Origin of the sequence: Bradyrhizobium sp. PSBB068, assembly GCA_016839165.1 — a bacterium.
Classification (GTDB): Bacteria; Pseudomonadota; Alphaproteobacteria; order Rhizobiales; family Xanthobacteraceae; genus Bradyrhizobium.
Genome location: CP069300.1, coordinates 2,300,085 through 2,327,068, shown reverse-complemented (window position 1 = coordinate 2,327,068; position 26,984 = coordinate 2,300,085). Strand labels below are relative to the sequence as shown.

26 protein-coding genes are annotated in these 26,984 nt (G+C 64.5%); 7 read left to right on the top strand and 19 right to left on the bottom strand.

Annotation, left to right across the window (positions count from 1 at the left end):
* Positions 1 to 2: 2 nt before the first annotated feature.
* A complete protein-coding gene (locus tag JQ507_10780) occupies positions 3 to 1,028 on the bottom strand; it encodes a sugar ABC transporter substrate-binding protein (GenBank protein QRI71916.1) in 1,026 nt (341 codons plus the stop codon).
* Positions 1,029 to 1,117: 89 nt separating this feature from the next.
* Positions 1,118 to 2,080 (bottom strand): ABC transporter permease, encoded by a 963-nt coding sequence (locus JQ507_10775; GenBank protein QRI71915.1) that lies wholly within the window; start codon positions 2,078 to 2,080, stop codon positions 1,118 to 1,120.
* Positions 2,081 to 2,234: 154 nt separating this feature from the next.
* Between JQ507_10775 and JQ507_10770 the strand changes: the two genes are divergently transcribed.
* On the top strand, positions 2,235 to 3,230 hold the full coding sequence (locus JQ507_10770) for a LysR family transcriptional regulator (protein QRI73286.1): 996 nt from the start codon (positions 2,235 to 2,237) through the stop codon (positions 3,228 to 3,230).
* Between the two features lie 224 nt (positions 3,231 to 3,454).
* On the opposite strand, the gene JQ507_10765 is transcribed toward JQ507_10770, so the two are convergent.
* Positions 3,455 to 4,306: an SDR family oxidoreductase gene (locus tag JQ507_10765; GenBank protein ID QRI71914.1), complete on the bottom strand. Its 852-nt coding sequence runs from the start codon at positions 4,304 to 4,306 to the stop codon at positions 3,455 to 3,457.
* 4 nt (positions 4,307 to 4,310) lie between these two features.
* Complete coding sequence (locus tag JQ507_10760; protein QRI71913.1) at positions 4,311 to 4,868, bottom strand: carboxymuconolactone decarboxylase family protein; 558 nt, start codon at positions 4,866 to 4,868, stop codon at positions 4,311 to 4,313.
* Positions 4,869 to 5,085: 217 nt separating this feature from the next.
* Here JQ507_10760 and ilvD point away from each other — a divergent pair, with 217 nt between their 5' ends.
* A complete protein-coding gene (ilvD, locus tag JQ507_10755; protein ID QRI71912.1) occupies positions 5,086 to 6,930 on the top strand; it encodes a dihydroxy-acid dehydratase in 1,845 nt (614 codons plus the stop codon).
* A 19-nt stretch (positions 6,931 to 6,949) separates the two neighbouring features.
* On the opposite strand, the gene JQ507_10750 is transcribed toward ilvD, so the two are convergent.
* The 5 genes from JQ507_10750 to JQ507_10730 form a co-directional block, all read right to left on the bottom strand.
* The gene (locus tag JQ507_10750; GenBank protein QRI71911.1) at positions 6,950 to 7,165 is read right to left on the bottom strand and encodes a hypothetical protein; all 216 of its coding nucleotides are present in this window, start codon (positions 7,163 to 7,165) and stop codon (positions 6,950 to 6,952) included.
* 409 nt (positions 7,166 to 7,574) lie between these two features.
* Entirely contained in the window at positions 7,575 to 10,175 is a 2,601-nt protein-coding gene (locus tag JQ507_10745) for an autotransporter domain-containing protein (protein ID QRI73285.1), read from the bottom strand.
* A 528-nt stretch (positions 10,176 to 10,703) separates the two neighbouring features.
* Complete coding sequence (locus JQ507_10740; protein ID QRI71910.1) at positions 10,704 to 11,753, bottom strand: hydroxyacid dehydrogenase; 1,050 nt, start codon at positions 11,751 to 11,753, stop codon at positions 10,704 to 10,706.
* A gap of 15 nt (positions 11,754 to 11,768) precedes the next feature.
* A complete protein-coding gene (locus tag JQ507_10735) occupies positions 11,769 to 12,665 on the bottom strand; it encodes an amidohydrolase family protein (protein ID QRI71909.1) in 897 nt (298 codons plus the stop codon).
* 2 nt (positions 12,666 to 12,667) lie between these two features.
* The gene (locus JQ507_10730; protein QRI71908.1) at positions 12,668 to 13,633 is read right to left on the bottom strand and encodes a tripartite tricarboxylate transporter substrate binding protein; all 966 of its coding nucleotides are present in this window, start codon (positions 13,631 to 13,633) and stop codon (positions 12,668 to 12,670) included.
* 187 nt (positions 13,634 to 13,820) lie between these two features.
* On the opposite strand from JQ507_10730, the gene JQ507_10725 reads away from it, so the two are divergent.
* Both JQ507_10725 and JQ507_10720 read left to right on the top strand, forming a co-directional pair.
* On the top strand, positions 13,821 to 14,372 hold the full coding sequence (locus tag JQ507_10725) for a decarboxylase (GenBank protein QRI71907.1): 552 nt from the start codon (positions 13,821 to 13,823) through the stop codon (positions 14,370 to 14,372).
* A gap of 8 nt (positions 14,373 to 14,380) precedes the next feature.
* Positions 14,381 to 14,980, top strand: coding sequence for a hypothetical protein (locus tag JQ507_10720; protein QRI71906.1), 600 nt, complete (start codon positions 14,381 to 14,383; stop codon positions 14,978 to 14,980).
* Between the two features lie 62 nt (positions 14,981 to 15,042).
* On the opposite strand, the gene JQ507_10715 is transcribed toward JQ507_10720, so the two are convergent.
* The 4 genes from JQ507_10715 to JQ507_10700 all read right to left on the bottom strand — a co-directional run bounded on the left by JQ507_10715 (position 15,043) and on the right by JQ507_10700 (position 18,242).
* Positions 15,043 to 16,104 carry a 2-dehydropantoate 2-reductase gene (locus JQ507_10715; GenBank protein QRI71905.1) on the bottom strand — a complete coding sequence of 354 codons (1,062 nt, stop codon included), beginning with the start codon at positions 16,102 to 16,104 and terminating at the stop codon, positions 15,043 to 15,045.
* Between the two features lie 207 nt (positions 16,105 to 16,311).
* Positions 16,312 to 16,701, bottom strand: a complete 390-nt coding sequence (locus tag JQ507_10710; protein QRI73284.1) for a DUF1236 domain-containing protein — start codon at positions 16,699 to 16,701, stop codon at positions 16,312 to 16,314.
* A 216-nt stretch (positions 16,702 to 16,917) separates the two neighbouring features.
* The gene (locus tag JQ507_10705; protein QRI71904.1) at positions 16,918 to 17,715 is read right to left on the bottom strand and encodes an NYN domain-containing protein; all 798 of its coding nucleotides are present in this window, start codon (positions 17,713 to 17,715) and stop codon (positions 16,918 to 16,920) included.
* Positions 17,716 to 17,834: 119 nt separating this feature from the next.
* A complete protein-coding gene (locus JQ507_10700; GenBank protein QRI71903.1) occupies positions 17,835 to 18,242 on the bottom strand; it encodes a hypothetical protein in 408 nt (135 codons plus the stop codon).
* Between the two features lie 332 nt (positions 18,243 to 18,574).
* On the opposite strand from JQ507_10700, the gene JQ507_10695 reads away from it, so the two are divergent.
* Complete coding sequence (locus JQ507_10695; protein ID QRI71902.1) at positions 18,575 to 19,987, top strand: MFS transporter; 1,413 nt, start codon at positions 18,575 to 18,577, stop codon at positions 19,985 to 19,987.
* A gap of 116 nt (positions 19,988 to 20,103) precedes the next feature.
* Entirely contained in the window at positions 20,104 to 20,859 is a 756-nt protein-coding gene (locus tag JQ507_10690; GenBank protein ID QRI71901.1) for a GntR family transcriptional regulator, read from the top strand.
* Between the two features lie 65 nt (positions 20,860 to 20,924).
* Here the strand turns inward: JQ507_10690 and JQ507_10685 are convergent, their stop codons facing one another.
* The 6 genes from JQ507_10685 to JQ507_10660 all read right to left on the bottom strand — a co-directional run bounded on the left by JQ507_10685 (position 20,925) and on the right by JQ507_10660 (position 26,040).
* Positions 20,925 to 22,034 (bottom strand): Zn-dependent alcohol dehydrogenase, encoded by a 1,110-nt coding sequence (locus JQ507_10685; GenBank protein ID QRI71900.1) that lies wholly within the window; start codon positions 22,032 to 22,034, stop codon positions 20,925 to 20,927.
* A 31-nt stretch (positions 22,035 to 22,065) separates the two neighbouring features.
* Positions 22,066 to 22,374, bottom strand: coding sequence for a hypothetical protein (locus JQ507_10680; GenBank protein ID QRI71899.1), 309 nt, complete (start codon positions 22,372 to 22,374; stop codon positions 22,066 to 22,068).
* 28 nt (positions 22,375 to 22,402) lie between these two features.
* A complete protein-coding gene (locus JQ507_10675; GenBank protein QRI71898.1) occupies positions 22,403 to 22,600 on the bottom strand; it encodes a hypothetical protein in 198 nt (65 codons plus the stop codon).
* 12 nt (positions 22,601 to 22,612) lie between these two features.
* On the bottom strand, positions 22,613 to 22,987 hold the full coding sequence (locus tag JQ507_10670; protein ID QRI71897.1) for a hypothetical protein: 375 nt from the start codon (positions 22,985 to 22,987) through the stop codon (positions 22,613 to 22,615).
* Positions 22,974 to 23,771 (bottom strand): sterol desaturase family protein, encoded by a 798-nt coding sequence (locus JQ507_10665; GenBank protein QRI71896.1) that lies wholly within the window; start codon positions 23,769 to 23,771, stop codon positions 22,974 to 22,976. The genes JQ507_10670 and JQ507_10665 overlap by 14 nt, the downstream gene beginning before the upstream one ends.
* A gap of 139 nt (positions 23,772 to 23,910) precedes the next feature.
* Complete coding sequence (locus JQ507_10660) at positions 23,911 to 26,040, bottom strand: acetate--CoA ligase family protein (protein ID QRI71895.1); 2,130 nt, start codon at positions 26,038 to 26,040, stop codon at positions 23,911 to 23,913.
* A gap of 217 nt (positions 26,041 to 26,257) precedes the next feature.
* Here JQ507_10660 and JQ507_10655 point away from each other — a divergent pair, with 217 nt between their 5' ends.
* Entirely contained in the window at positions 26,258 to 26,953 is a 696-nt protein-coding gene (locus tag JQ507_10655; protein ID QRI71894.1) for a GntR family transcriptional regulator, read from the top strand.
* Positions 26,954 to 26,984 lie beyond the last annotated feature (31 nt).

The following is a 26,984-nucleotide window of genomic DNA, read 5'->3' as shown; positions in this document are numbered from 1 at the left end:
TGTTAGTTTTTCTTGGGTAGCGCGAAACAGGTGCCGCCGAGCGAGGCGTTCGACTTATCGATCCAGATCGGCCGCGTGTAATAGGACAGGTTCTTGGTGCCGGGCTTGTCGCCGGACATCAGCAGCGTCTCGGCCGCGAACATCAGATCGTGGCCCTGCTCGGTCGCCTTGTAGCTCAGGAACTTGCTGAAATTGCCTGACGTGACCTGGTCGCAATCGAGCTGCGAGCCCTCGCCCGAGGCGAACACCTTGACGTCGTCGATCTTGCCGGCATTGCGGATCGCCTGCGCGGCGCCCGATTCCATGATGCCCCAGAAGCCGATCGAGGCACAGAGATCGGGATGCTGCTGGATCACGGTCGCGGTGATGTTGAGCGCGGTGTTGGCGTCCCAGTTCGCCGCCTGGTTCGACACCACCTTGATGTTGGGATCCTTGTTCAGGACGTCCATGATGGCGCCGACCTGGTCGACGCTGGCGGCCGCGGTCAATTCGCCCTGCACGATCTGCACCTTGCCCGACTTGCCGGAGCCGGTGCCGCAGGCCTTGACGGCTTCGTTGGCGAGCATTCGGCCGATCTCACGCCAGTCGACGCCGACGAAGGCGCCGGACTTGTAGTTCGAGGCCATGTTGACCTGGATCACATGCGTGCCCTGGGCCTCGGCGCGCTTGAGATCCTTCATCAGCAGCGTCACGCTCGGGTTCTGCACGATCAGGACATCGGGCTTCTGGTCGACCAGCGCGGTCAGCGCCTGCTGCATGGCGGACGGATTGTTGTTGGGATCGCGCACGACATATTTCATGCCGCGCCACTCGGCCTCTTCCTGCACCACGCGGCCCCATTCATCCGACAACGGCACGCCGAGCGCGATCGGCAGATAGGCGACGGTCTTGCCCTGCAGCGACTTGTCGTAGGCGGCGCGCAATTCGCGCCCGGCCTTGGTGCCTTCCTCCTGCGCCGATGCCGCGAACGGCATCGCGGCAACCGCCACGCCGGCGAGCAGGATCGTCCAGAACTTCGTCGTCTTCATCGTCTCCTCCACAAGAAAATGCTTTTGATTGATTTGGATTTGTTTTGATTGGCGCGAAGCGCTAGTCGCCTTGGTTCAATCGCCTTGTTTCAGTCCCCTTGCCGCGCGGTCTCCTCGTCGCGGGGATGCAGCCAGTTGTCGAGCACGATCGCGGCCAGCAGCACCACGCCCTTGATGATGTTCTGCACCTCGCTGTTGACGTCCATGATGGTGAAGGCGTTGAGCAGCGTGCCGATCAGGACGCAGCCGACCACGACGCTGAACACGCTGCCGCGGCCGCCGATCAGGCTGATGCCGCCGATCACGACGACCAGCACGACGTCGAAGATCATGGTCCCCTGCGTGATCGCCATCTGCATGCTGCCTGTCGTGCCGACCCAGACCAGGCCTGCAATCCAGGCGAGCACTGCAACCAGCACGTGCTCGAGCACGATCAGCGGCCGCAGCGGAATGCCGGTCAGCCGCGCGGCTTCCGGATTGTCGCCCTGCGCATAGATGAAGCGGCCGACCGAGGTGCGCGACAGGAACAAATGCATCGCAATCGCACAGGCCGCGAACACCAGGATTGGAACCGGGATGCCGAACAGCCGTCCGGCGCCGAGATACATCAGGCCCGGCGCGTCCTTCGGCGCGTAGACCACCCAGGCTGGCGCGATCCAGAACGCGAGGCCGTAGATCACGAAACCTGCGGCGAGCGTCACGAACAGCGCCGGAGCCTCGACGAAGGCGACCATCACGCCGTTGACGACGCCGATCAGCACCGCGATTGCCAGCGCCAGCAGCACTGCGGTGAAAACCGGCATCCCGTTCTGCATATAGATCAGCGCGATCGCCCAGGAACCCGCCATGATCGCGACCTCGGAGAGGTCGATGCCGCGGCTGATCACGATCAGCCCCATGCCGAGGCCGAGCACGCCGAGGATGGAAATACTGCGCAACAGATTGAGCAGGTTGGAGACGGTGGCGAAACCGTTCAGGGTCAGGCCGAATACGACCAGAAGCGCGATCGTGATCAGGAGCACGATCTGCTCCTGGCTCGGCTTTGCGAACATTGAGCCCGAGCGAGATGATGCCACAGGGACAGCAACGCCGCGCGATGGCGATTGCACGCTCATCGTTTCCTCCAGATATTATTTTGCTTGAGACTTTAAGAGTGCCAACTCATATTCGTCAAATGCATTCGACGGATACGGATTGATTATTTCCATGCATGTGCGCGATATCGATCTGAACCTGTTCGTCGTGTTCGACGCGGTTTACACCGAGGGCGGCGTCAGCCGCGCCTGCTTCCGCCTCAACCTGACGCAGCCCGCGGTGAGCCACGCGCTGAGCCGGCTGCGCGCCATGTTCAACGATCCGCTGTTCGTGCGCCGCCACCACGTGATGACGCCGACGCCGCTGGCACGCCAGATCATCACCACGGTGCGCCAAGCGCTCAACGGCCTCGAGACGACGCTGACCCACACCAACCGCTTCGATCCGGCGAAGACGCCGAAGCGCTTCGTGATCGGGCTGCGCAACAATCTCGAGGCGCCGATGCTGAGCGCGCTGGTCAACCGGATCAGCGCGGTCGCGCCATTGGTCGAGATCGCCACCGTGCGCAGCGAGCGCAACAATCTGGAGCGGGAACTCGCTGCCGGCACGCTCGATGTCGCGATCGACACGCTGCTGCCGCTGTCGACCGAGGTACGGCGCGAGCAGATCCTGACCGAGCATATCGCCGTGTTCGCCCGGCGCGGCCATCCCGAGCTCCGCGCGCGGCTCGACAAGAAGGCCTATTTGCGCATGGAGCATGTCTGCGTGACGTCGCGGCGCAGCGGCGTGTCGTTTGAGGATTTCCAGCTGCAGCGCCTCGGCCTGACGCGCACCGTCCGCCTGACCTGCCAGAATTTCGCGACCGCCTGCCATGTCGTGAGCCGCAGCAACATGCTGCTGACGGCGTCGGAAAGCGCAGCTTCCGTGCTGGAGGACCCCGGGCTGTTGCAGTGCTTCCCCTGCCCGTTCCCGATCAGCCCGCACGTCAATTATCTCTACTGGCACGCCACCGCCGAGGGCGACACCACCAATCAATGGCTGCGCGAGCAACTCCGCGCCGCCGCCGCGCTCTTGGCCGGCAGTCGCTTCGCCAAGAAGAACCGCCGCGCGGCGAAGACCGGCCCGAAGGTGGCGCTTGCGATTTCCACCAGCATCGCCGCCGAATAGCGATGCGCTGCACTTCACCTCGCCTCGCCTGCGGGGAGAGGTCGCATCGCATCGAAGATGCGATGCGGGTGAGGGGGAGTCGCCGCGGGTTGAGTTGCTACCGTCTGCGCGGAGACAGCCCCTCACCCCACCCCCTAAGAGCAAGCTTGGCTTGTCTCGATCCCGTAAGAACGGGGCGAAGGAGCGCAGCGCCGTCGTGGCGCTGTTCGACCTGATCCGATCGGCTACATTCCACTCAGCCCGCTATCCACCGCGAGCGTCTGGGCAGTGACATAGACGCTTTCATCCGACATGAAGAACAACACCGCATAGGCGATCTCCCAGGCCGTCGCCTGACGGCCGAACGGGACCTGGCTCTTGCCGCGCGACGGCCGGCCGGCGCCGGCCTCGCGGCCGTTCGGCGTGTCCACCAGTCCCGGATAGACCAGATTGGCGCGGATGCCGCGCCGCGCGCCGGTATGCGCGATGTTGCGCATCAGGCCGCCGAGCGCCGCCTTGGAGGAATCGTAGACCGCCATCTGCGATCCCGCCTTCAGCGCCGCGATCGAGGAGATGAAGACGATCGAGCCGCCGTCTTCGAATTTCGGCAGGGCGGCACGGCAGCACAGCATGGGACCGCGGACATTGACGTCGTAGATCCTGTTCCATTCTTCGGCGCTGACATTGTCGAGCCCGGTCTTGCCGAAGGTGCCGATGTTGAGCACCATGCCGTCGAGCCCGCCCATCGCGTGATGAGCTTCATCAATCATCCTGATGACGTCGGCTTCCTTGGTGACGTCGGCCGCGATGGCGGAGCCGCGGCCGCCGTCAGCGGCGATCCGCGCAACTGTGTCGTCGGCGGAGGCGCGGTTGAGGTCTGCGACCGCGACCTGCGCCCCCTCGCGCGCGAACAGCAGGCTCATGGCGCGGCCGTTGCCGATCGGATCGGTCGCCGCATCGAACACGCGCTGGCCGCCGCCGACCACCAGAATGCGGCGACCGTCGAGGCGTCCCCTGCCCGGCGCAGTGCCGGAGGATTCCGCGCTCAGCGGACGGATATAGCGCTCTGGCTTGGTGTCTTGTGAAGTCTCCGACATCCCATCAACCCCGCTTCTTGCCGCCCTCATAGACCGCCATGCCGGCGGCCGGATCGAGATCGGTCTCGGTCGCCTCCGTCAGCCGCGCCATCATCATGTAGAAGCCGAGAGCTATGATCGCCTCGACGATCTCCTGCTCGCTGAAGTGCTTGCGAACGCCGGCAAAGGCCGCATCGCCGACCCGCACCTTCTCGACCACCTCGCGGCCGAAGGTAAGCAGCGCGCGTTCGGCGGCGTTGAGCGCGGCATCGTCGTAAAGGCCGCGCTCGACCGCATCGATCTGCGCCTGGGTGACGCCGACGCCGAGCGCGATCGGGACGTGCTGGCGCCACTCATAGGCGCCGCCCTCGAGCTGCGCAGCCTGCAGGATCAAGAGCTCGCGGTTGACCGCGGACAGTTTCTGCTTGTGCAGGATCGAATTGCCGAGCCGCATCAGCGGAATCGCATTGGCTTCGGCATGGGCCATCATGCGGAAGATATTGAGCTTGACCGGCATGCGGTCGAACGCCGCGCGGATGTCGCCGCCGGTGGTATCCGGATCAATCAGGGGCAGCCTTGCCACGTGTCACTCCCTTTTCGTTGTTTCTTGTTCGTTGTCTCGTGTCCGGCTTCCCGGCGCGTCCACCTAATGCACCGCGCCGCCCGAGATCAAGCCGACCGCCCGGCATTGCCCGAATTGCGGGGTTCAGCCATGCGGTTCCGCGCTTGAATCCGCATCCATGGGCGGGCATAAGGGCTGCCATCTCCCTTAAAAAATGGCCATAGCCCAAGGATTTATGATGCCCGCCTATCGCTCCCGCACCACCACCCACGGCCGCAACATGGCGGGTGCTCGCGGCCTCTGGCGCGCCACCGGCATGAAGAACGAAGATTTCGGCAAGCCGATCATCGCGGTGGTGAATTCCTTCACCCAGTTCGTGCCCGGGCATGTCCATCTGCAGAATCTCGGCCAGCTCGTCGCGCGCGAGATCGAGAAGGCCGGCGGCGTGGCGAAGGAGTTCAACACGATTGCAGTCGATGACGGCATCGCGATGGGCCATGACGGCATGCTCTACAGCCTGCCCTCGCGTGAATTGATCGCCGACAGCGTCGAGTACATGGTCAACGCGCATTGCGCCGACGCGATGGTCTGCATCTCGAACTGCGACAAGATCACGCCCGGCATGCTGATGGCAACGCTGCGCCTCAACATACCGACCGTGTTCGTCTCGGGCGGTCCGATGGAGTCGGGCAAGATCCTGCTCAAGGGCAAGAAGCGCGCGGTCGACCTGATCGACGCGATGGTGGCGGCGGCCGATTCCAACGTCACCGACGAAGAGGTCGAGGTGATCGAGCGCTCGGCCTGCCCGACCTGCGGCTCCTGCTCGGGCATGTTCACCGCGAATTCGATGAACTGCCTGACCGAGGCGCTTGGCCTCGCGCTGCCCGGCAACGGCTCCGTGCTGGCGACGCATGCCGACCGCAAGAGCCTGTTCGTCGAGGCCGGCCATCTGATCGTCGATCTCGCCCGCCGCTATTACGAGCAGGACGACGCCAAGGTGCTGCCGCGCAACATCGCGAACTTCAAGTCGTTCGAGAACGCGATGACGCTCGACATCGCGATGGGCGGCTCGACCAACACCGTGCTGCATCTGCTCGCCGCCGCGCGCGAGGGCGAGGTGCCGTTCACGATGGCGGACATCGACCGTCTCTCGCGCAAGGTACCGGTGCTGTGCAAGGTCGCGCCCTCGGTGCAGGACGTCCACATGGAGGACGTGCATCACGCCGGCGGCATCATGGCGATCCTCGGCGAGCTCGACCGCGCCAAGCTGCTCACGACCGACGGCCCGACCGTGCATGCCGCGACGCTGGACGACGCGCTGAACCGCTGGGACGTGGTGCGGACATCGAGCGACAAGGTGCGCAATTTCTATCGGGCAGCACCTGGCGGCGTGCCGACCCAGGAAGCCTTCAGCCAGGACCGCCGCTTCGACGAGGTCGATGTGGATCGTGAAACGGGCGTCATCCGCAACGCCGCGCATGCCTATTCCAAGGACGGCGGCCTCGCCGTGCTGTTCGGCAATCTTGCGGAAGACGGCTGCATCGTGAAGACCGCCGGCGTCGACCAGAGCATCCTGAAATTCTCAGGTCCCGCCCGCATCTTCGAGAGCCAGGACGCCTCGGTCGAAGCCATCCTCACCAACAAGGTGAAGGCCGGCGATGTCGTGCTGATCCGCTATGAAGGCCCGCGCGGCGGCCCGGGCATGCAGGAGATGCTGTATCCGACCAGCTATCTGAAATCGAAGGGGCTCGGAAAGGCCTGCGCGTTGATCACCGACGGTCGCTTCTCCGGCGGATCGTCCGGCCTGTCGATCGGCCACGTCTCGCCGGAAGCCGCCGAAGGCGGCCTGATCGGGCTGGTCGAGGAAGGCGACATCATCGAGTTCGACATCCCGAACCGCAAGGTCAACCTCAAGGTCGACGATGCCGAACTCAAGCGGCGTCGTGCCGCGATGGAGGCCAAGGGCAGCGCGGCATGGAGGCCGGCCGCGCCGCGCAAGCGCGCCGTCTCGACTGCGCTGAAGGCCTATGCGGCGTTCGCGAGCAGCGCGGCCAAGGGTGCGGTTCGCATCCTGCCGGAGTAAGCGGCGATAGGCGCGCGCGTTACGTCATCTGCAAGTCGGCCGCCTCGATTCGGATGCGGTCGGCGTGCAGGGACCAGTCGCACAACGATTGTTCCTGGCAGAATTTGACCTTGGCCATCTCGGTGGCCTGACCTTCGCTCAAGGCGTCGATCTCGAGTGCGCCCTGGCAGACCTCGCGCTGGCGGCCATTGCCGCCGAGCACGTCCTTCATGAAATGAACGACGAAGCGTGACATGGAACCCTCCCCGCTGGACCGGAAGAGCCGGAAGACCACACGCTAGCACTGACGCAAGATCGGAGAGAGTGAATTCGGGGCGCGCGCGGCTGCGGCGCCTCGCGAGCAGTGGAAAACTACGCGCCGGCCTGCGGCAGGCTGGCAGCGGCGATCGCGACGATCTGCGCAAGACGGCGGCCGATTTTCGCGGGCGCGTTGCGGAGCAATGACTGGACCCCTCGCATGACACATCGTCCTTCCGTACCGGAATGGTCGGGCACAGGAGGAAAATGGCGATATCTGGCTAAGCCGTCGATATCTCAGGGAAAATAACAACGGACACTTCGCGAGGCAGCGCTTTGGCAGTGGGTTTGTTGCTTAATTTGCGTCCACAACGACGGAGATTTTCTCCAGCATTCTTGAGCCGCCTTCACCACGTATAGCGCACGCCCCCCTTGCCGGCGTAGGACGCGGTGACATCGGAGAACTGGCCTTCAAAAGTCGCCGCCGCAGACCAGCCGTTGCGCCATTTCATCTCGACCGCTGCCGTGGTCAGCGCGGAATCGGAGGCCTGCGCTGCGCCGTTGACGACGAAGCTTGCGCCGGGCAGCGCCTGGAAGGTCGCGGCGATCGACCGGTCCGGATCATGATCATGCGCCCAGGCGAACCGGGTGCGCAGCGTCAGGACGCCATCGGCCGTCGCAAACGACTTGTCGGTTCGGAGGCCGAGTTCGCTTCGGACGTCGGTCACGCTCTTCGCAGCGAAAGTGAGCGCAAAGGCGGATGAGCGGATGACGGCCTGCTCGGCATAGCCGGGCAGATCGAAGGTCGTGAACTGGCCCGCGGCATAGGGCGTGATGCCGAGACCGCCGGCCCAGGGGGTAACGAAGCGATAGCCACCTTCGACCCGTCCCGAATAGGCGTTTGCGTTGAACTCGGCGCGCAACTGATCGATGCTCGCGACGGTGACGGTGCGATTGGTGGTGACGTCCTGCCAGCCATAGGCCAGGGCCGCCGAGATATAGGCCGGCCCCTCATTGTGGCGGACATAGCCACCGGCCTGGAACAGGTCGGATCGGCCGAAGCCCATGCCGTTGACGTTGAAGTTGGTACCGCCACCAGCGAGCGCGAAACCGGCAATCGTGTTCGGCGAGAACAGATAGTCGGCCCCGACGGCGGTCCCAAAGACGCTGCTCGTGGTGTTGTTCGATCCCACCGCAGAATTGCCGTCGGTGGTTTGCGAGCCGCCGAATCCGGCCGCCCACACGCTCCAGCGCGGCACGAACGGCGTCGGCGGCGCCTTGGTGAACATCGCATACGCGTCGTGTGCGCCGCTCGCGTAGCCTAGCGCTTCGTCGGCATAGCCGGCAGGTCCCGGGCTGGGAGTGGCCGATCCGGTCCGGTTCATGAAGGGATCAGTGAGGACCCCCATGAACTGGGTCATGGCGTCGAACGTGGTTTGTTGCGAGCCCGTGCCGAGCTCACCCGAAGCTTGGGACAGTTGAGGCGGCGACAACGCGGCATACACCAACGGAATGCCACCGGTCGCATTGAAGTAATTGCTCAGCGCATTGCCGACCGCCTGCTGGTTAGCATTGGCGCCGCCCGGAATCGCGAAGTTCAGCACTAGATTGAGATAGGCGTGGGTGGCGTCGTAGCTCAACGTATCGGTGACGTTTGCCGGCAGATTGCTGTTGGCGAGTGCGCCAAAGGTCCCGGATACGCCGTTCGTCGCCGTCAGGATCGTATATTGCTTGGAGATGTAGCTGCCATTGGCGAACGTCGCGTTGACTGTGGCCCCGCCGAGCGTCGCGGTTCCGAGCACATTGGTCGATGCGGCAACCGACGGCGTCACCTGCACGGCGTAGATCGCGCCGGATTGGAAGGCAAGATTGCCGGCGACGGTCAGGGAGCCCGTCGTGTTGGCTGCACTGCCGGGCGCCAATGTGCCGCCGATGGTGAGGGCGGCCGCGGGATCGGCACTGCCGCTCCACGGGACGGCGGACTTGACGGTCGGCACGATGACGATGATGCCGCCGACGTCTATCAGCGTAAACCTATCGTTCCCCCCCACAACGATGGTTGTGCTCCCATCCAAAGCATTGACGGTCGCGGGACCGACGATGCCGGTACCGCTCAAGGTGCCGCCGGCATTGACCGTCACGCTCGACGAGCTGGCGATCGAGCCGTCCACCTCCAGCGTACCGCCGTTGATAGTGGTTGCGCCCGTGTAAGAGTTGGTGCCTAACAGCGCCAAAGTGCCGCCGCCGACCTTGGTCAGCCCGCCGGTGCCGCTGATGACGCCGGAAAATGTCGTCGAGAGATTGTTGCCACCAACCGCGAGGGTCTTCGCGCCGAGATGGACATTGCCGTCGCCCTCGATCGAACCGGCCGTGGTGCCGCCGATCGCGACGCCCGAAATGTCGAGTACGCCGATCCCGTTCAGGATGAAGCGCGCGCTGCCGCCGCTGGCGCGATTCTCGATGTTCGTTATACCACCGCTATTGGTGATGGTGGCGTTGGCGGCCGTGCTCGAATCAAGGAAGTCCAAGAAGAGATTGTTGTTGATGACAGCATTGCCCGCCGTGCTGCTGCCGCGGAATATGAGACTGAAGCCGTTGTTGATGGTAGCGCGACCAGCCGTGCTCGCGTTTGCGAACTGTACCGCGCCAAATTGGTTGCCAAATTGACCGATGTTGATGGTGGCGCTGCCGCCGTTGATAACAATGCCGGCGCCATTGAAATTGAGTGTCTGGCTCACGCCGAAACTAAAGGCGGAAGCCCCGGCGTCGAAGGTCCAGCCACTGACGCTGGTGTTGGACGAGAACGAGAGGCTGGTGACATTCGAGACACCGAACATGGCGGTGCCGGTCGGTACGCTTCCTCCTGTCCAGTTGGTGCCGGTATTGAAATCGTGCGTCCCGGGAAGGGGTCCCGCAAACGGGAATGCACTCCAACTCGCGTCTTGAGCCGCGGCGGGCAAGGCGGTGACGATCAGCGCCACAAACGCGAACAGGGCGACACATAACAAAACAAGCGCTTGTCGCGCACAAAATCCAACACCGAGGTACCGATCCGGCACCACAGCGATATTCCCGGTCTTCACCTTCAGCCACCCCAGAGCATCCCTTGTGGGACAGATTGCCGCACTCCGGGTCGTGGAACAACGAAGAGACGGACTTCTTGTGAGCTTTTCCGTTACACGTTGCGAGAAAGGCACAGCTTAGGGTTTAGTGGAGTTGCGACAGAGTTGTGACCGCGCTCGATCGGATTCCGCCGCAACCAGCTACTCATGGCTCACTCACGCCATTTGCGCGAGGGACGCACCGGCGGAGGGGTTCCCTGCGCCCTTGCGGTATCTCTCCCCGCAAGGCAGGGCACTTCCGCGATTTCGGAATATTGGAAATTTACCCCTGAGTTGCCCGACGGGTCAAGTTGCCTGGCCGAACGCCCGGCTACTTTGCATGGGGTTGTTTTCGATAATTTGGCCGCACGCAGCCGCGGCCTCCGCCGGGAGCAGGCCTGACCGGCGTGCTCACCTCACCCTATGCGGAGGCATCTACCCCGGCATGAACCCGAACGCCTGCTCGAACCGTTTCGCATACACCGGCCATACCTCGGGATTGATGATGCGCGGCGGGCGCTTGCCGTCGAGTGCATCGAGGATCTGTTCGGCGGCGATCCGGCCCATGTTGATGCGCGCCTCGCGGGTGACGCCGGCGGTGTGCGGGCTTGCCAGCACGTTGTCGAACTGCAGCAGCGGATGGTCCGGCGGCGGCGGCTCCTTGGCCCAGACGTCGAGGCCGGCGCCGGCGATGCGCTTGTCGCGCAGCGCCTCTTCCAGCGCCTTCTCGTCGTGGATGAAGCCGCGCGCTGTGGTGACGAAATAGGCGTGCGGTTGCATCAGCGCGAATTCGCGCGCGCCGATCATGCCCCGGCTCTTGCTGTCGAGCGGACAGGAGATCGAGACGAAGTCCGCGCGGCGCAGCAGATCGTCGAGCTCGACCTTCTCGCCGCCCCGCTTCGCCATCTCGTCTGCTGCAAGATACGGATCGTAGGCGATCACCTTCATGTGCAGGAGCCCCTTGCACAGTTCGGCGATGCGGCGGCCGACATTGCCGAGGCCGACGATGCCGACGGTCTTCTCCTTCAGCTCGTTGCCGATCAATTCGTTGCGGTTGACATTGGCCTCGCGCCGCAGCCGGCGGTCGGATTGGATGATCCGCTTCGACAGCGTCAGCATCATGCCGAGCGCATGCTCGGCAACCGAATTGGCGTTGCCGCCGGACTGGTTGACGACCAGCACGCCTGCGGCCGTGCAGGCATCGACGTCGACGGGATCGAAGCCGGCGCCGTTCGAGGAGACGATCAGGAGGTTCGGCGCCCGCTTCAGCAGCTCGGCATGGGCATGGAAATGCGGCGCCAGCTCGTCGCGGGCGGCGCCGATCTGGTAGGCATGCGCATCCGCCAGCACGGGGGCGAATTGCGCCTCCGGCGTGTCGTTCTCCAGACGGTCGAGCCGGACATCCGGCCGCTGCTTCAGGATGTCGACATAGATCTCGTGGGCGAGGTATTTAACGTAGAACACGCGCTTGTTGTTGACGGTCATGTCTTCGGGCAGCTCTCAGTTTGGGAAGCCATAGAGTCTTGCGGGATTGTCGACCAGGATGCGGTGACGTGTCGCGGCATCCGGAGTCCATTCGTAGAACAGGTCGAGCAGATGGCCGGCGTCGGGCATTTCGCCCTCGACCCGCGGATGCGGCCAGTCGCCGCCCCACACCAGCCGCTCAGGATTGGCGGATACCAGCGCCTCATGAAACGGCCGCGCATCCGGATAATCCGGCGCGCGCCGGCTCAGGCGATGCGCGCCTGACAGTTTAGCCCAGCACCAGCCTTCATCTATTGCACGCAGCAGGCTCTGGAAGCCCGCAGTGTTGATCCCTGCGGCGGCATCGGTGCGGCCCATGTGATCGACCACGACCGGCAGGCCCAGCGCCTTCAGCGCCGGGATCGTGTCGGACAGATCCTTCACGTCGATCCAGAGCTGCAGGTGCCAGCCGAGTTCGGCCATCACAGCCGCATGCGTCTCGGCGACGCCAAGCGGAATGCCGCCGCGATAATGCAACTGGCCGCCACGGAAGAAATGGTTGAAGCGCAACGCGCGGACACCAAGCACATGCCATTGCCGCAGCGTGCCCGCCGCCACATCGGCATCGGCCACCGCAACGCCGCGCAGCCGCGCGGGTTCGCGCTGCAAGGCATCCAGCATCGCTGAATTGTCGCGGCCGTGCGCGCTGCCCTGCACGAGCACGCCGCGGGCGAAGCCGAGCGCATCGAGCATGCCGAGATAGTTTTGCAGCGGCGCGTCCGGCGGCGTGTAGCTGCGATTCTCCGCATAGGGGAAGCGGTCGGCCGGGCCGAACACATGCGCGTGCGTGTCGCAGGCCTTCGGCGGCAGCTTCTCGCGCGGCGGCGTCACGGGAAGCGGCGGCAGGCAGGCGGGGATCTCTGATGCGGCCATCGCTATTCCGCCTTCATGCCGGCGGCCTTGATGATCGGGCCCCATTTTTCGTAGTCGGCCTTGATCTTGGCGGCGAACTGGTTCGGCGTGGACCCGATCGAGATCGCACCGAGCTTGCCGAGCCGCTCCTTGACCGCTTCGGTGTTCACCGCCGCGACGAAATCGTGCGAGATCTTTGCCACCAGATCGGCCGGCATGTTGCCGGGACCGAGCAGGCCCCACCACACCTCGGTGTCATAGCCCGGCACGGTATCGGACATACTCGGCACGTCAGGCAGGAACGGCGCGCGCGACGCCGTCGTCACCGCCAGCGCGCGAACCGTGCCGGCCTGCAACTGCCCGACCGATTCCGGCCCGTTGTTGAACGACATCGGAATCTGCCCGCCGAGCAGGTCGTTGATCGCCGGCGCGCCGCCCTTGTAGGGGATCGCCCTGAGATCGATCTTGGCGAGGCTGTTCAGCAGCTCACCGGCCAGATGGGTCGAGGTGCCGTTGCCGGCATGGGCGAACGACAGGCTGCCCGGCTTGGCCTTCGCCGCCGCGATGACGTCGCCGACCGACTTGAATGGCGAGTCCGCGCGCACCAGCAGCACGTTGGGCGACGATGCCAACAGCGAGATCGGCGAGAAATCCTTGAACGTATCGTAGGGCAGCTTCGGATAGAGGAATGGATTGGTGGCGTGGCCGCTCGCCACCATGATCAGATTGTAGCCATCGGGTGCCGAGCCCGTGATCGCCTGCGAGGCGATCACCCCGCCGGCGCCCGGCCGGTTCTCGACCACGATCGATTGCGTCCAGGTCTTCGATACGGTTTCAGCCAGCGTGCGCGTCAGCACGTCGACGCCGCCGCCGGGTGGATAGGGAACGAGGATGTGAACGGCCTTGGCCGGATATGGCTGCGCGGACGCAAAGCCGGCCGCAAGCATGGCTGCTGCCGCAATGGCGGTCCGCCAGACCCATCCGGTCATCGACGCCTCCCGTCCCGCTATCGTTGCCGCCCGTTGTCGTTACCGCCTGTATCGCACGCCGGTTCGGCACGGCGATGGCCGAATTCCGCAGATCGCGTTGCGGCCTCGGCATGTTGACAATCACGGGCACGGCGTCAAGTTTCGATCCGTAAGCGAACATCAGCATCGCACGATGAGGGAGAACAGGATGGCGGCCGCGGAACAAGCCTCGTCCCAGACGTCGGGGGCGACCTGGCACGGCATCGTGCTGCAGACGCTGAAACGGAACGAGATCAAGCTGGTGCCCTATGTGCCCGACCGGGTGCTGACCACGCTGATCAAGAACCTGCACGCCGATCCGTATTTCACGACGTTTCCGACCGCGCGCGAGGAAGAGGCCGTCGGCATCGTCTCCGGCGCCTGGATGGCCGGAATGCGCGGCGCGGTGCTGATGCAGACCTCGGGCTTTGCCACGCTCGCCAACGTGCTGGCCTCGCTCGCGGTGCCCTACCAGATCCCGCTGATCATGTTCGTGTCCGAGCGCGGCACGCTCGGCGAGTTCAACTACGGCCAGGCGCTGGTCTGCCGCACCATGCGCCCGGTGCTGGATTCGCTGGCGATGGAGCATCACACCATCACAAGGCTCGACGAGCTCGAATTCATCGCCGACCGCTCGATCAAGCAGGCGATCACCACCCAGGCGCCGGTGGCGCTGATCCTCTCGCCGCTGCTGACCGGCGGCAAGACCTTCGACAAGTGAGATCGGCCATGACCAGCACACAGCGCAACACCAAGGTGATGAACCGATTCGATCTGACCCAGCGCCTCGTCAGCAAATTGAAGGACGAAGCCGTGATCGGCGGCATCGGCAACACCAATTTCGATCTCTGGGCCGCAGGCCATCGCCCGCAGAATTTCTACATGCTGGGCAGCATGGGCCTCGCCTTCCCGATCGCGCTCGGCGTCGCATTGGCGCAGCCGAAGCGCCGGGTGGTCGCGCTCGAAGGCGACGGCTCGCTGTTGATGCAGCTCGGCTGCCTCTCGACCATCGCAACATTGGCGCCTGACAACCTGACCATGGTGGTGATGGACAACGGCATCTACCAGATCACCGGCAGCCAACCGACCCCGGCGGCCAGCCATACCGACATCGTCGCGGTGGCACTCGCGAGCGGCCTCGCCAACAGCACCTGGGCCGCCGACGAGGACGATTTCGAGCGGCTGATCGAGCAGTCGAAACAAGCCGCAGGCCCGACGCTGATCGGTGTCCGCATCGACGACAAGCCCGGCACCGGCACCACCCGCCGCGACCCCGTGCAGATCCGCGAGCGGTTCATGCATGGCATGGGGGTCAGGCAGCTGCTGTAGGCGAACGCCTCAACATTTTCACCGTCGTTGCGAGCAAAGCTTCGTCGCATATCGAACGCGGTTCAATTCATCCTCAGCTCGGTGATGTGCCTTGGATCCGGCTTCAGCTCGCCGCGTTCGACGCGCTTGACGATGTCGGTCAGCGCGGCGTTGGCGTTGCAGGCAAGGCCGAGCTTTTCGCCCTCGCGCACCACGAAGCCGTTGAGGAATTCGATCTCGGTGCGGCGGCCCTTCTGCATGTCCTGGCCCATCGAGGGGCGCTGCGCGGATGAGGTGCGCTTACTGTCCTTAAGACGCTGCTCGTCGCAGGCGCGTGTTGCGGCCTCGTCGCCCTCGCCGGCGCGGGCGATCGTATCGGGCGACAGATGCAGGATTTCCTCGAGCTGATAGCCTTGCGCCTGGCCGACGCGGATCGCCTCGCTGCCGAGCCGGGTCGAGAAGCGGCGCAACGGCTCGCTTTGCAGCACCTCGCTGCCCGCTAGACCGGTGCAGGCCGACAGCCCGTTGCCCATCACGTTGGCCACGAGCTTGGACCAGCGCTCGCCCCAGAGATTGGAGGTGACCTTGGCGCTGTCGGAATGAGCGACCAGCCGGCAGACCTCCTCCGCCCGCGCGGTGATGCGGCCATGCACCTCGCCGGCGCGAAATACGGTATGCGCCGCGCCGCCCTTGCCGGCGCCGCGGTGGATGTGGCCCGGCTCCGGCAGATTGACGGTGATGCTGCTCGCGATGCAGCCGAGCGTCTTGCCCCAGCCGACGATGCCGGCGATGGTCTCTTCATTCATGCAGTTCTGCAACGACACGACGTAGCCGTCGGCGGCCAGGTATTGCCGGATCAGCATGGTGGCCCAGGCGGTGTCGTAGGATTTCATGCAGACGAAGGCGATGTCGACCGGCTTCTCCTTGGCGAGCAGCTGCGCGTCGGTGACGTGCAGCGCCCGCACCGGCACCGAGAATTCGGCGACATCCATCGCGTGGGTGACGCGCAGTCCGTGCTTGCCCATGTGCTCGACATGCTCGGGCCACGGATCGATGAAGGTGACGTCCTCACCCGCCTGCACCATATGCGCGCCGGCATAGCCGCCGACCGCCCCCGCGCCGACGATCGCGATCTTGCGGCCCATGTTTCCATCCCCTGCTTTTGACGCGAACGCTCGCTGCGTCCGTTGCAGGCCAGTCTAAGGGATCCGGTCGTCAGGCCAACGGGCCACTTCATGAAAAAAGCGGACCCGTGCCATGCCGGTATTCATGGGACCAAAATTGATGGGGCCAAACGAATCCCCGCGGGCGATGTGCCCGCGAGGATGTCGACCATTAGCAACGTCGCGCGATCAGTCGATGATCTTGACGATCCGGCGCGTGCGCGGCTCGACGATCACACGGCGATCATTGACGACCGCGTAGCGATATTCGGTATAGCGCGGCACCGGGCGCAGCACGACGGTGTCGGGCAGCGGCTCGCCGACCACGACGCGCTCTTGCACCACCACCGACGGCTCGTCGCGCGGAATCGCGGTGATCACCGCATTCGGAATCTCGAGGCCAGCGCCGACAGCAGCACCAACCGTGCCGCCGACGATCTCGCCGACCGGGCCCGCGATCTCGCCGCCGGTCCGCGCACCGTTGGCGGCGCCAGCAGCGGTCGTGGACTGCGCGAACGCCGAACCGGACGCGAACAGCGACGCAGCAGCGACAAGGGAAACGGCAAAACGCTTGTTCATATTCTCCTCCTCCGAGTTGCAAGATGCCCCTTCAACATCGCAGGTAGTGAGACGTTCCAGTTCCGGCGCGGCAATTTGCGCGCAAATTTCAGTTCCGCCGCAACTCGCTTCGGTTCCAGCACAAATAAGAAAGCCGCTCCGGATGATATCCGAAGCGGCATTCATCGTTGGTTCAGATTCAGGGATGGCTCGGAACAGGACCGAGCCGCGCGCCGTTCATTCCGGCGGCTTCTGATCGGCTCGCCGTCTCGGCGCTCGCCGCCTTGGAGCTGGCCTGCTCGGCGACGGCGCCTCCGCCGGCTTGATGCGGATTCGCGTCGTGCCGCCCTTGGGCTGCTCGATCTCGAAAGCGTTGGTCCTGCGCACCAGTTCGCTCAAGGTGCGGAAGCCGTAAGTCCTTTGATCGAAATCGGACGCCAGATTGGCCAGTTGCCGTCCGACCTCACCAAGTGTCACCCAGCCGTCCTCGCTGGCCATCTGACCGATCACCTTCTTGAGGATGGGCGTCGCGGCCTCGGGCGGCTGCAATGGCTGGGCACGCACGGCGGCATCCTGATTGCTCGTCGCGCCGCCGCGCAAATTCTCGGTGTAGACGAACCTGCGGCAGGCCTGCCGGAAACTCTCGGGCGTCTTCTGCTCGCCGAACCCGAACACGTCGATGCCGTGCTCGCGGATGCGGGCGGCAAGCCGTGTGAAATCGCTGTCCGACGACACCAGGCAGAAGCCATCGAACCGGCCGCTGTGCAGCAGATCCATCGCGTCGATCACGAGGGTGATGTCGGATGCATTCTTGCCGGTCGTATAGGCAAATTGCTGCTGCGGGATGATGGCGTGCTTGGACAGGATGTCGGCCCAGCCCTTCGACCTCGGATTGGAGAAGTCGCCATAGATGCGGCGCACGCTGGCCTCGCCGATCTTGGCGATCTCCTCGAACAATCCATCTGCGATCTTTGCGGATGCATTGTCGGCGTCGATCAGGACGGCAAGGCGGGGCGAGCGAAGTTCTGACGGCATGGCATATCTCTGCTGGGATGCGATGGATCAAGACTCGCACATCGCGCGTCCCAAGCATAGACGACAAGCATAGACCAAGTGGCCGCCGGACGGGCCACGGCGGCGGCCCGCAATGCGGGTCAAATCACCTCACCGAGGTCGATCGCGCGCCTGGCGAACTCGATGGCCTTCTCGGCGGTGATCGCATCCGCCGTCGTCGTCGCCTCGTCACGCACCGACGGCGGCGAGGCGATCCGGATCTTCTTGCCGTTAGAGCGGCGGATGGTCGCGCGCCAGCGATCGACGTCGCGCCGGTACGCATCGATGACAAAGTCGCGGTAGGCGACGCCGCTCATCAGCGGCTGAAGCGTTGCCATTTCGGTACCAGCCGGCCGGCTCGCAATCTCGCGCACCATCTCGACAATCGTCTCGACGGCATGCTCACGCGCGACGCCGGTCGTATCCCTGAGCAGGTAGCTCACCGCCGCGCCGATCTGCGCCCTGGCGCGATCGTCGCTCGCAAAATCCGAATCGACCTGAATTGACATGACGGGGAATACGCCTCCTTCGGACGCAAGATCGGATGCTTCCTGGCATCCGGCACTCTGCAACCAGAGACGTTTAGTCGGCTCCCCATTAAAGCCGGATTATCCGTTAGGCCCCGATTTCTCGGATGCCGTTAACCGGGTCTTGATGCCGCTCCGGAACGGCACCGATCGTCGATCTGATCACCGAACGCGCGCGCAAGGCGCCGATCGGTTCGGCACCGTCCGGCGCCTCGCGCAGGTGATCACCAATTGACATATCACTGCTATCCGTGTGACATCTTATGAAAGAGGGCCGAAAAGAGCCCGGCAACGTCCACCTGGGGAGGACAGCAATGACCGTTTCCGACGTCACCGCATCGGCCGGACGCCTGGCTCCGGCCGCCGTCGCGCGAACCGCGCAGGCACAGCAGGTCGCCGACATCGCGGCACGGCTCGAACGCCTGCCGCTGACCTCCTATCAGCGTTGGATCTTCGGAATCATCGCAACCGCATGGTTCTTCGACAGCATGGACCTCGCCGCGCTCACTTTCGTGCTCGGCTCGATCCGTCAGACCTTCGGCCTGTCGACGGCGGAAGCCGGGCTACTGTCCAGCATGAGCTTCCTCGGCATGTTCATAGGCGCCGCCTCCGCCGGCCTGCTGGCCGACCGTTTCGGCCGCGCCCGCGTCTTCCAGGTCAGCATGATCTTCTGGGGCTTGGGCAGCCTGTGCTGCGGTCTCTCGACGACGGCGACCGCGCTCGGGGCATCCCGTCTGCTGCTCGGCTTCGGCATGGGCATGGAATTTCCGGTCGCGCAATCGATGGTCTCGGAGATCATGCCCGCCAGCAACCGCGGCCGCTACATCGCATTCCTCGAGGGATTTTGGCCGCTCGGCTTCATCGCATCGGGCCTGTTGACCTACTTCGTGCTGCAGGCCGCCGACTGGCGCTGGGTCTTCATCCTGCAGGCGATCCCGGCCGTGTTCGTGCTCGTGGTCCGGCGCTATGTTCCGGAATCGCCGCGCTGGCTCGCTTCGCATGGCTATTCCGAGCGGGCCGAAGCGACCGTACGCGACATCGAAAGCAGGGTCCGCGATCGCATCGGCGGCAAGGAGCTGCCGCCGGTCGTGCGCCAGGCGCCCGCCCCCGCATCCGCAACAACCGGCCTGAGGACGCTGTTTTCGGGCATCTACGCCAGGCGGACCACGATGTTGTGGACCGTGTGGTTCTTCGCGCTGCTCGGCTTCTACGGCCTGACCACGTGGCTCGGCGCCCTGCTGCAGGCCAAGGGATTCCCGATCACCAAATCCGTGTTCTACACCATCCTGATTTCGCTCGCGGGCATCCCCGGCTTCCTGGTCTCGGCGTGGCTCGTCGAGTCCTGGGGCCGGAAGGCGACGCTGGCAATGAACCTGCTCTGCGGCGCGATCGCCTGCCACTTCTACGGCTCGGCGGCGGACCAGACCCAGCTCGTCATCGCGGGCCTCTGCATGCAGTTCTTCCTGTTCGGCATGTGGTCGGCGCTCTACGCCTATACGCCCGAACTGTATCCGACCCATGTCCGGGCAACCGGGACCGGATTCGCCTCCGCGGTCGGCCGAATCGGATCGCTGATCGGCCCGTATGTGATCGGCGTGATCCTGCCCGCGGCGGGACAGAGCGGCGTGTTCGCGCTCGGCGCCGGCGCGTTCGTGGTGGCAGCGCTGGCGGTGCTGCTGCTCGGCGAGGAAACCCGCGGCCGGACGCTGGAGAGCATTTCGCACTGATGATGCGCGGCCGTTCGCTGCACGCCGCCGGATTCGGTGCAGTGCCGATCGGGCGGCCTTGTCAGTGCGATCGGGGCGTGTGAGATATCTGCTGGACAGCAGCACGCAAGATCCCGATGGCAGATTCGAGCAAACGATCCAGCACGGTGCGCGCCCGCGCAGCAGGAAGCCGCCGGCCGGCACGGCAATCGTCCGCCGCCGGCAAGCCGCGCGCTGCCGCGCAAGCCCTTCTCCCGCAGGGCGACGTCACCCTCACCGATCGCGCCTATGCCGAGCTGGAAGAGCTGATCGTGACGCTGCAATTGCCTCCGGGCACCGCGCTCTCCGAGCTCGTGCTCGCCAAGCGGCTCGACATCGGCCGTACCCCGATCCGCGAGGCGCTGCAGCGGCTGTCGCGCGACGGCCTCGTCAACATCCTGGCCCGTCGCGGCGTGCTGGTGTCCGAGATCGACCTTCGCGCCCAACTCCGCCTGCTCGAGGTGCGGCGCGAGCTGGAACGGCTGATGGCCCGCGGCGCCGCCGAGCGCGCCACCAGCGAGCAGCGTGCGCAGTTCTCGGAGATCGCCGCCGGCATGCGGCGCGCAGCGGAAAAGTCCGACGATCTGCTGTTCATGCGGCTGGATCATCAGTTCAACACACTGATCTCCGCGGCGTCGCGCAACGAATTCGCCTCCCGCGCCATGGGCCTGATGCACGGCCTGTCGCGCCGATTCTGGTACCAGCATTACAAGGAAGCGGCCGATCTGCCGCTCGCCGCGCGGCTGCATGCCGATGTCGCCGAAGCCATCGCCGAGCGCCGCGTCGACGCCGCAGGCGCTGCCTCCGACAGCCTGATCGACTACATCGAGAGTTTCGCGCGTTCGACGCTGTAGGAACCTTTTTTTAGCATGATCCTTTCGGACAACCGGGTTCACTTTCCCGGATCATGCTTCATAATTCAGAATTCGACGACCGTGCGGATCGACCGGCCGCGCCGCAACGCCTCGAAGCCATCATTGATGCCGTCGAGGGAGCAGCGACCGGTGATCAGTTCGTCGAGTTTGAGCCGGCCGTCGAGATAGGCCTGCGCCAGCAAGGGGAAGTCGCGCCGCGGCCGCGCGCCGCCATAGCTCGAGCGACGGAAACGCTTCTCGCCCATCAACGCGCCCCAGCGGAAGCTCACGTCCTGCGTGACGTCGATCTTGCCGAGCCAAATCACCTCGCCGCCCGGCCGCACCGCCTCCGCGGTTTGCCGAAACGCCAGTGGATGGCCCGCCGCCTCGAGGATGACGTCGGCGCCGCGCCCGCGCGTCGCCGCCTTCGCGATCTGGACCGGGTCCTCGCGTGCCGCGTTGACGTCGTGCGTCGCGCCGAGCTGTCGCGCCAGCGCAAGCTTCGCGTCGTCGAGATCGACCGCGATGATCGCACCGGCGCCGGCGAGCCGGGCGCCCTGCACCGCCGCAAGCCCGACCGCGCCGCAGCCGGTGATCATCACGGTATCGCCATGACAGATCTCGGCGACATTCAGCGCGGCGCCGACGCCGGTCATGACACCGCAACCGATCAGGCATGCACGGTCGAACGGGATCTCCTTTGGCACGACGATTGCCTGTTGCGCCGGCAGCACGACATATTCCGAGAACGCGCCGAGGAACATCAGATGCGCCAGGCCGCCGCCGCCCGCGAGTTGCGCCTTCGACGTACCGTCGAAATGCACGCCTTCCAGACCCCTGGCGAGATAGGTCTCGCACAGGATCGGCTGCGCGCGGTCGCACTGAAAGCAGTGTCCGCAATGCGGGTTCCATGACAGGATGACGTGGTCGCCGATGCGGACGTCACGCACCGCGCTGCCGACCTGTTCGACCACCCCGGCCGCCTCGTGCCCGAGGATCATCGGCAGGGGATAACGCAGCGATCCGTCGATCACCTCCAGATCGGTGTGACAGAGCCCCGCCGCACGCACCTTCACCACCACATCGGTTGGCGAAGGCGGCGCCAGCGTAACGCGCTCGATCGAGAGCGGCGTTCCGCTTTGATGCAGCACCGCGGCACGACAGGTCAGCGTCATCTCAAAATTCTCTCGTGGAGAAATCAGGGGGTCAGGCCGTTTGTCCGGACCGCAGTGCCGCCACCGCCTCATCGAGATCGGCCGAGGAGAGCTCCCATTCATTGTCGAAGTTGGCGACGATGCGCCGCATGAAGCTCTCATACAGCGCCTTTGCGACCGTGGCGTCGTGCAGGTGATCATAGAGCAGCGCGAAGGCCAGCTGTGCCGGCTCGGGTCCTTCATAGCTCCACTCAAAACCGTGTTCGGTGAGACGAAGCTGGTCGTAATGCGGTGACAGCGGCGCGCCGTCGACCAGGACGGAAATGCCGTCGATGGTTCGGTCTCCGGTATAGTTCGCCATCGGATCCTCTCCGTGCTGCAGCATCACATCAAGACCCCGGCGGACGCATCTTGAAGTCCTTCTTGACGACCTCGGGGAAGATCCACATCGCGACCGTGGCGAACACACCGAGGAAGGCGACCGCGTAGCTCGGTCCCTGCTGCCCCAGATGGACCATGAAGAAGTATCCGCAGGCCGCGGTGGCGAGGCAGGCCAGCGACAACATGAGCTTGATGTGGCTTGGCATCGAAACGTCCCCTCAGGTCCAGATGTGAAACGACGGCGCAGCCACGCCGATCAGCAGCGCCAGCGCTGCGATCATGGCGCAACAGGACAGCCGCAATCCCGCCCGTCCGTCGCGCCACCATTCCGGCAGCGCCTGAAACAGCTCGGGCAGGAACAGGAACAGCACACCGCCCACCACAATGATGGTGGTCCAGCGCAGCTCCACCAGGGCGAATGCCAGCGTGCCGGCGAGCAGCATCGCCCACAATATCGTCGTCATCGTCACCGGCAGGACGGTACGCCGGCGCAGCGGATACATCCCGGCCAGCTGCAGGAAGCCGATGCAGCACACGCTCCACAGCAGCCCGAACCAGGCGAGGCCGGCGAGATTGGGTTCAAGCTGCGGCATGCGGCACCGATCGCTCCTTCACCACGACCCGCGGCGTCCGCGCCGTCCGTCGCATGTCGGTCTTCACGTAGCGCGTGCTGTAGCCGTTGAAGACGTGGCCAAGCAGGCCGCGATTGAGATCGGAGGTGCCGAACACATAGTCCATCACCGGGAAGGTCAGGTTCATGTTCCGCTCCATCATGATCGACTGGTTGTGATGGGCGGTATGATGCCTGCGGATGGTGTTGACGAAGGGCATGTTGCGCACGAAGGCGTTTTCCTCGACGTGGCAGCAGAAGTGCATGAATTCATAGATCAGGTACATCGACGTGGTCGTCGTGATCAGCAGCCAGCCGGTATTGGCCGAGATCACGAGCCCGGCCACGATCGCCGGCGGGATCGACATCAGGGTGAACACCACGAGCGCATAGGGCGGAAAGAAGGTGACGCGCCAATCGTGATGATCGGCGAAGCGCATTTCCTCCTCGGTGAAGAACTGATGATGCATCAGCGTGTGGCGGCTGTAGATCGCGCGCAGCAGCGGCACATTCGAGGGCCGGTGCATGACGAAGCGATGCACCGCCCATTCGAAGAAATTCGCAATCAGGAAGACCACCGGGATGGTGAGGTATTCCCACCATTTCACGTCGTGCAGATTGGCCAGGTAGACGTACAGCGCCGTGAACCCGATCGTGTAGATCAGCACGACATGCAGCCAACCATTGTACCAGCCCACCACCCGCTCGCGGTAGGTCGCGCGATACTTGCGCTGGCGGTCGGTCATTCCTGTTGCAGCCAACTCCATCGCTTCCTCCGTCTCATCTGACATATCAGTAGCACATCAGATGCGGAAGGCAAGCCGGCGCGGCGCGCCGGATGGTGCAATGAAAAAGCCGCCCCGGACGATCTCCGAGGCGGCTTTTGGTCTCCGGCTGATCAGACGATCAGAGCAGCCCCGCGCCGCGGGCCCATTTGTACTTGGCGCCCAGCACCTCGACCGGCAGTTCGGTCGAATAGGCGTAGGCCGGGATGCCGTTCTGGTACAGGTACTCGGCGGCCTCCTCGACCTCGACGTCGCCGGCGAGCGAGGCGACGATCGGCTTGACGAAGCCCTTGGCCTCCATCTCCTTCTTCACCTCGACCATGTTGCGGGCGAAGACCATCGGCGGCGTCACGATGGTGTGCCAATAGCCGAGGATCAGCGCGTGAATGCGCTCGTCCGACAGGCCGAGCTTCACGGTGTTGACGTAGGTGATCGGCGGCTCGCCGCCGGTGATGTCAACAGGATTGCCGGCCGCGCCGAACGGCGGGATGAACTTGCGGAACGCCGCATCGAGGTCCGGCGGCATCTGCATCAGCGACAGGCCGTTGTCGACGACGGAGTCAGACAGCAGCACGCCGGAGCCGCCGGCGCCGGTGATGATCAGGACGTTCTCGCCCTTCGGCGTCGGCAGCACCGGCACGCCGCGGGCGAACTCGAGCAGTTGCCGGAGCGAGCGGGCGCGGATCACGCCGGATTGCTTGAACACGTCCTCATAGATCTTGTCGTTGCCGGCGAGCGCGCCGGTGTGCGAAGACGCAGCCTTCGCACCCGCCGAGGTGCGGCCGGCCTTCAGCACGATCACCGGCTTCTTCTTGGAGACGCGCCTGGCGGCCTCCGCGAAGGCGCGGCCGTCCTTCAGGTCCTCGCAGTGCTGCGCGATCAAGTTGGTGTTAGGATCCTGCTCGAAGAAGGCGAGCAGATCGTCCTCGTCGATGTCGGACTTGTTGCCGAGGCCGACGATTGCCGAGACGCCCATCTTGGCCGAGCGCGAGAAGCCGATGATCGCCATGCCGATGCCGCCCGACTGCGACGACAGCGCCGCATGGCCCTTGACGTCATAAGCGGTGCAGAAGGTCGCGCAGAGATTGGCCGGCGTGTAGTAGAAGCCGTAGATGTTCGGCCCCATCAGGCGGATGTTGTACTTCTTGCCGACCTCGACGATCTCGGCCTGCAATTCCGGCGCACCGGCTTCGGCGAAGCCCGAGGGAATCAGCACGGCACCGGGGATTTTCTTCTCGCCGCATTCGGCGAGCGCGCCGGCGACGAATTTCGCGGGGATCGCGAAAACAGCCGTATCGATCACGCCGGGCACGTCCTTGACGCTCTTGTAGGCCTTGTAGCCCAAAATCTCTTCCGCCTTCGGATGGATCGGATAGATCTCACCCTTGTAGCCGCCGTTGATCAGGTTCTTCATCACCGAATTGCCGATCTTGCCGTCCTCGGCGGAGGCGCCGATGACAGCTACGCCCTTCGGCTGCATGATGCGGCTCATCGCGGCGACGATCTCCTCGGTCGGACGCGGCGCCGGGCGCGGCTTGTAGTCGAAGTCGACGACGATGCGGACGTCGGCGGCGATCGCGTTCTTGCTGGTGGCGAACACCGGATTGAGATCGAGTTCGACGATTTCCGGGAAATCGCTGACCAGCTGCGACACTTTGACGATGACGTCGGCGAGCGCCTCGCGATTGACCGGTTCGCCGCCGCGCACGCCCTTCAGCATCTCGTGCGCCTGGATGCCGTCGAGCATCGACAGCGCGTCGTCCTTGGTCGCGGGCGCGAGGCGGAAGGTGATGTCCTTGAGGATCTCGACCAGCACGCCGCCGAGGCCGAAGGCGACCAGCTTGCCGAACGAGCCGTCGGTGATCGAACCGACGATCACCTCGGTGCCGCCGCCCAGCATCTGCTGGACCTGGATGCCCTCGATCTTGGCATCGGCCTTGTACTTCCTGGCGTTGGCGAGAATGGTCTCGTAGCTCTTCTCGGCATCGGCCGCGCTTTTGACGCCGACCACCACGCCGCCGGCCTCGGTCTTATGCAGGATATCGGGCGAGACGATCTTCATCACGACCGGAAAACCCATGTCGGAGGCGATCCGGGCGGCCTCGGCCGCGGACTTGGCAACGCCCTCCTTCGGCACCGGAATGCCGTAGGCGTCGCAAACCACCTTGCCTTCGGGGGCGGTGAGGCTCGTGCGCTTGTCGGCCCTGACCGCATCGAGAATCTTGCGGACCGCATCCTTGGAATTTGACATCGGCTTTCTCCTGGGACAAATTTTGTGGCATTTGGTATGCCAAAAACGTAATTGTCAAGATCGGTCGACGATCAAAAAGTCCGAAAAATAAGGGCGGCTTGACATTCTGGTATTTGGCATGCCAAAAATCTAGGGTGATTTCTTCTGCTAAGAAGACGTCTCCAAGAGGAGGAGACGAGTCGTGCCAGAACCGAAACAGACCAAGGCGTCGCCCACCATGGCTGACACAGATATCGCCATCGTCCGGATCGCGCCCGAGACGAGCTTCAAGAACAAGGCCTATGAAGCCTTGAAGGAAGCGATCCTGAAGATGGACATCTACGCGACGCCGGAGCCCGTGATGCTCGACGAGCGCGCACTGTCCGAGCGTCTCGGCGTCAGCCGCACGCCGATCCGCGAAGCGATCGCGATGCTCGAGCAGGACGGTTTCGTGAAGACCGTGCCGCGCCGCGGCATCGTCGTGGTCCGCCGCACCAAGGCGGAGATCGTCGACATGATCCGCGCCTGGGCGGCGCTGGAGAGCATGGCGGCGCGCCTGATCACGACCACCGCGCGCAAGAAGGACATCTCGTCGCTGCGCGACTTCTTCAAGGACTTCAGCGACGACCGGCTGCCGCAGGATCACGTCGAGGAATATTCCAAGGCCAACATCGCCTTCCACCAGGCGCTGATCTCGCTGTCGGAATCGCCCGTGCTGGTCGACCTCACCAACGACCTCTTGCTGCATGTGCGCGGCTATCGCCAGCTCACCATCGGCCGCAAGGACCGCACCGCGACCTCGCTGCCCGAGCATCTCGGAATCATCGAGGCGCTGGAAGCGCGCGACACCGAGCTCGCCGAAAAGCGCGCGCGCGATCACACGCTCGGCCTTGCCGCCTATGTCGAGGCCCATGGCCAAGAGTTGTTCACGTAGAGAGCTGTTCACGTAAGTTTGAGAGTCCACA

Excerpts from the sequence above, each read along its gene's own strand:
- JQ507_10700 (QRI71903.1), bottom strand. The coding sequence starts at position 18,242 with ATGTCAATTCAGGTCGATTCGGATTTTGCGAGCGACGATCGCGCCAGG.
- JQ507_10670 (QRI71897.1), bottom strand. The coding sequence starts at position 22,987 with ATGCCGCAGCTTGAACCCAATCTCGCCGGCCTCGCCTGGTTCGGGCTG.
- JQ507_10770 (QRI73286.1), top strand. The coding sequence starts at position 2,235 with ATGCATGTGCGCGATATCGATCTGAACCTGTTCGTCGTGTTCGACGCG.
- JQ507_10735 (QRI71909.1), bottom strand. The coding sequence starts at position 12,665 with ATGGCCGCATCAGAGATCCCCGCCTGCCTGCCGCCGCTTCCCGTGACG.
- JQ507_10765 (QRI71914.1), bottom strand. The coding sequence starts at position 4,306 with ATGTCGGAGACTTCACAAGACACCAAGCCAGAGCGCTATATCCGTCCG.
- JQ507_10780 (QRI71916.1), bottom strand. The coding sequence starts at position 1,028 with ATGAAGACGACGAAGTTCTGGACGATCCTGCTCGCCGGCGTGGCGGTT.
- ilvD (QRI71912.1), top strand. The coding sequence starts at position 5,086 with ATGCCCGCCTATCGCTCCCGCACCACCACCCACGGCCGCAACATGGCG.
- JQ507_10655 (QRI71894.1), top strand. The coding sequence starts at position 26,258 with ATGGCTGACACAGATATCGCCATCGTCCGGATCGCGCCCGAGACGAGC.
- JQ507_10750 (QRI71911.1), bottom strand. The coding sequence starts at position 7,165 with ATGTCACGCTTCGTCGTTCATTTCATGAAGGACGTGCTCGGCGGCAAT.
- JQ507_10730 (QRI71908.1), bottom strand. The coding sequence starts at position 13,633 with ATGACCGGATGGGTCTGGCGGACCGCCATTGCGGCAGCAGCCATGCTT.
- JQ507_10695 (QRI71902.1), top strand. The coding sequence starts at position 18,575 with ATGACCGTTTCCGACGTCACCGCATCGGCCGGACGCCTGGCTCCGGCC.
- JQ507_10675 (QRI71898.1), bottom strand. The coding sequence starts at position 22,600 with ATGCCAAGCCACATCAAGCTCATGTTGTCGCTGGCCTGCCTCGCCACC.
- JQ507_10690 (QRI71901.1), top strand. The coding sequence starts at position 20,104 with ATGGCAGATTCGAGCAAACGATCCAGCACGGTGCGCGCCCGCGCAGCA.
- JQ507_10685 (QRI71900.1), bottom strand. The coding sequence starts at position 22,034 with ATGACGCTGACCTGTCGTGCCGCGGTGCTGCATCAAAGCGGAACGCCG.
- JQ507_10665 (QRI71896.1), bottom strand. The coding sequence starts at position 23,771 with ATGGAGTTGGCTGCAACAGGAATGACCGACCGCCAGCGCAAGTATCGC.
- JQ507_10720 (QRI71906.1), top strand. The coding sequence starts at position 14,381 with ATGACCAGCACACAGCGCAACACCAAGGTGATGAACCGATTCGATCTG.
- JQ507_10725 (QRI71907.1), top strand. The coding sequence starts at position 13,821 with ATGGCGGCCGCGGAACAAGCCTCGTCCCAGACGTCGGGGGCGACCTGG.
- JQ507_10715 (QRI71905.1), bottom strand. The coding sequence starts at position 16,104 with ATGGGCCGCAAGATCGCGATCGTCGGCGCGGGGGCGGTCGGCGGCTAT.
- JQ507_10740 (QRI71910.1), bottom strand. The coding sequence starts at position 11,753 with ATGACCGTCAACAACAAGCGCGTGTTCTACGTTAAATACCTCGCCCAC.
- JQ507_10775 (QRI71915.1), bottom strand. The coding sequence starts at position 2,080 with ATGTTCGCAAAGCCGAGCCAGGAGCAGATCGTGCTCCTGATCACGATC.
- JQ507_10660 (QRI71895.1), bottom strand. The coding sequence starts at position 26,040 with ATGTCAAATTCCAAGGATGCGGTCCGCAAGATTCTCGATGCGGTCAGG.
- JQ507_10705 (QRI71904.1), bottom strand. The coding sequence starts at position 17,715 with ATGCCGTCAGAACTTCGCTCGCCCCGCCTTGCCGTCCTGATCGACGCC.
- JQ507_10710 (QRI73284.1), bottom strand. The coding sequence starts at position 16,701 with ATGAACAAGCGTTTTGCCGTTTCCCTTGTCGCTGCTGCGTCGCTGTTC.
- JQ507_10680 (QRI71899.1), bottom strand. The coding sequence starts at position 22,374 with ATGGCGAACTATACCGGAGACCGAACCATCGACGGCATTTCCGTCCTG.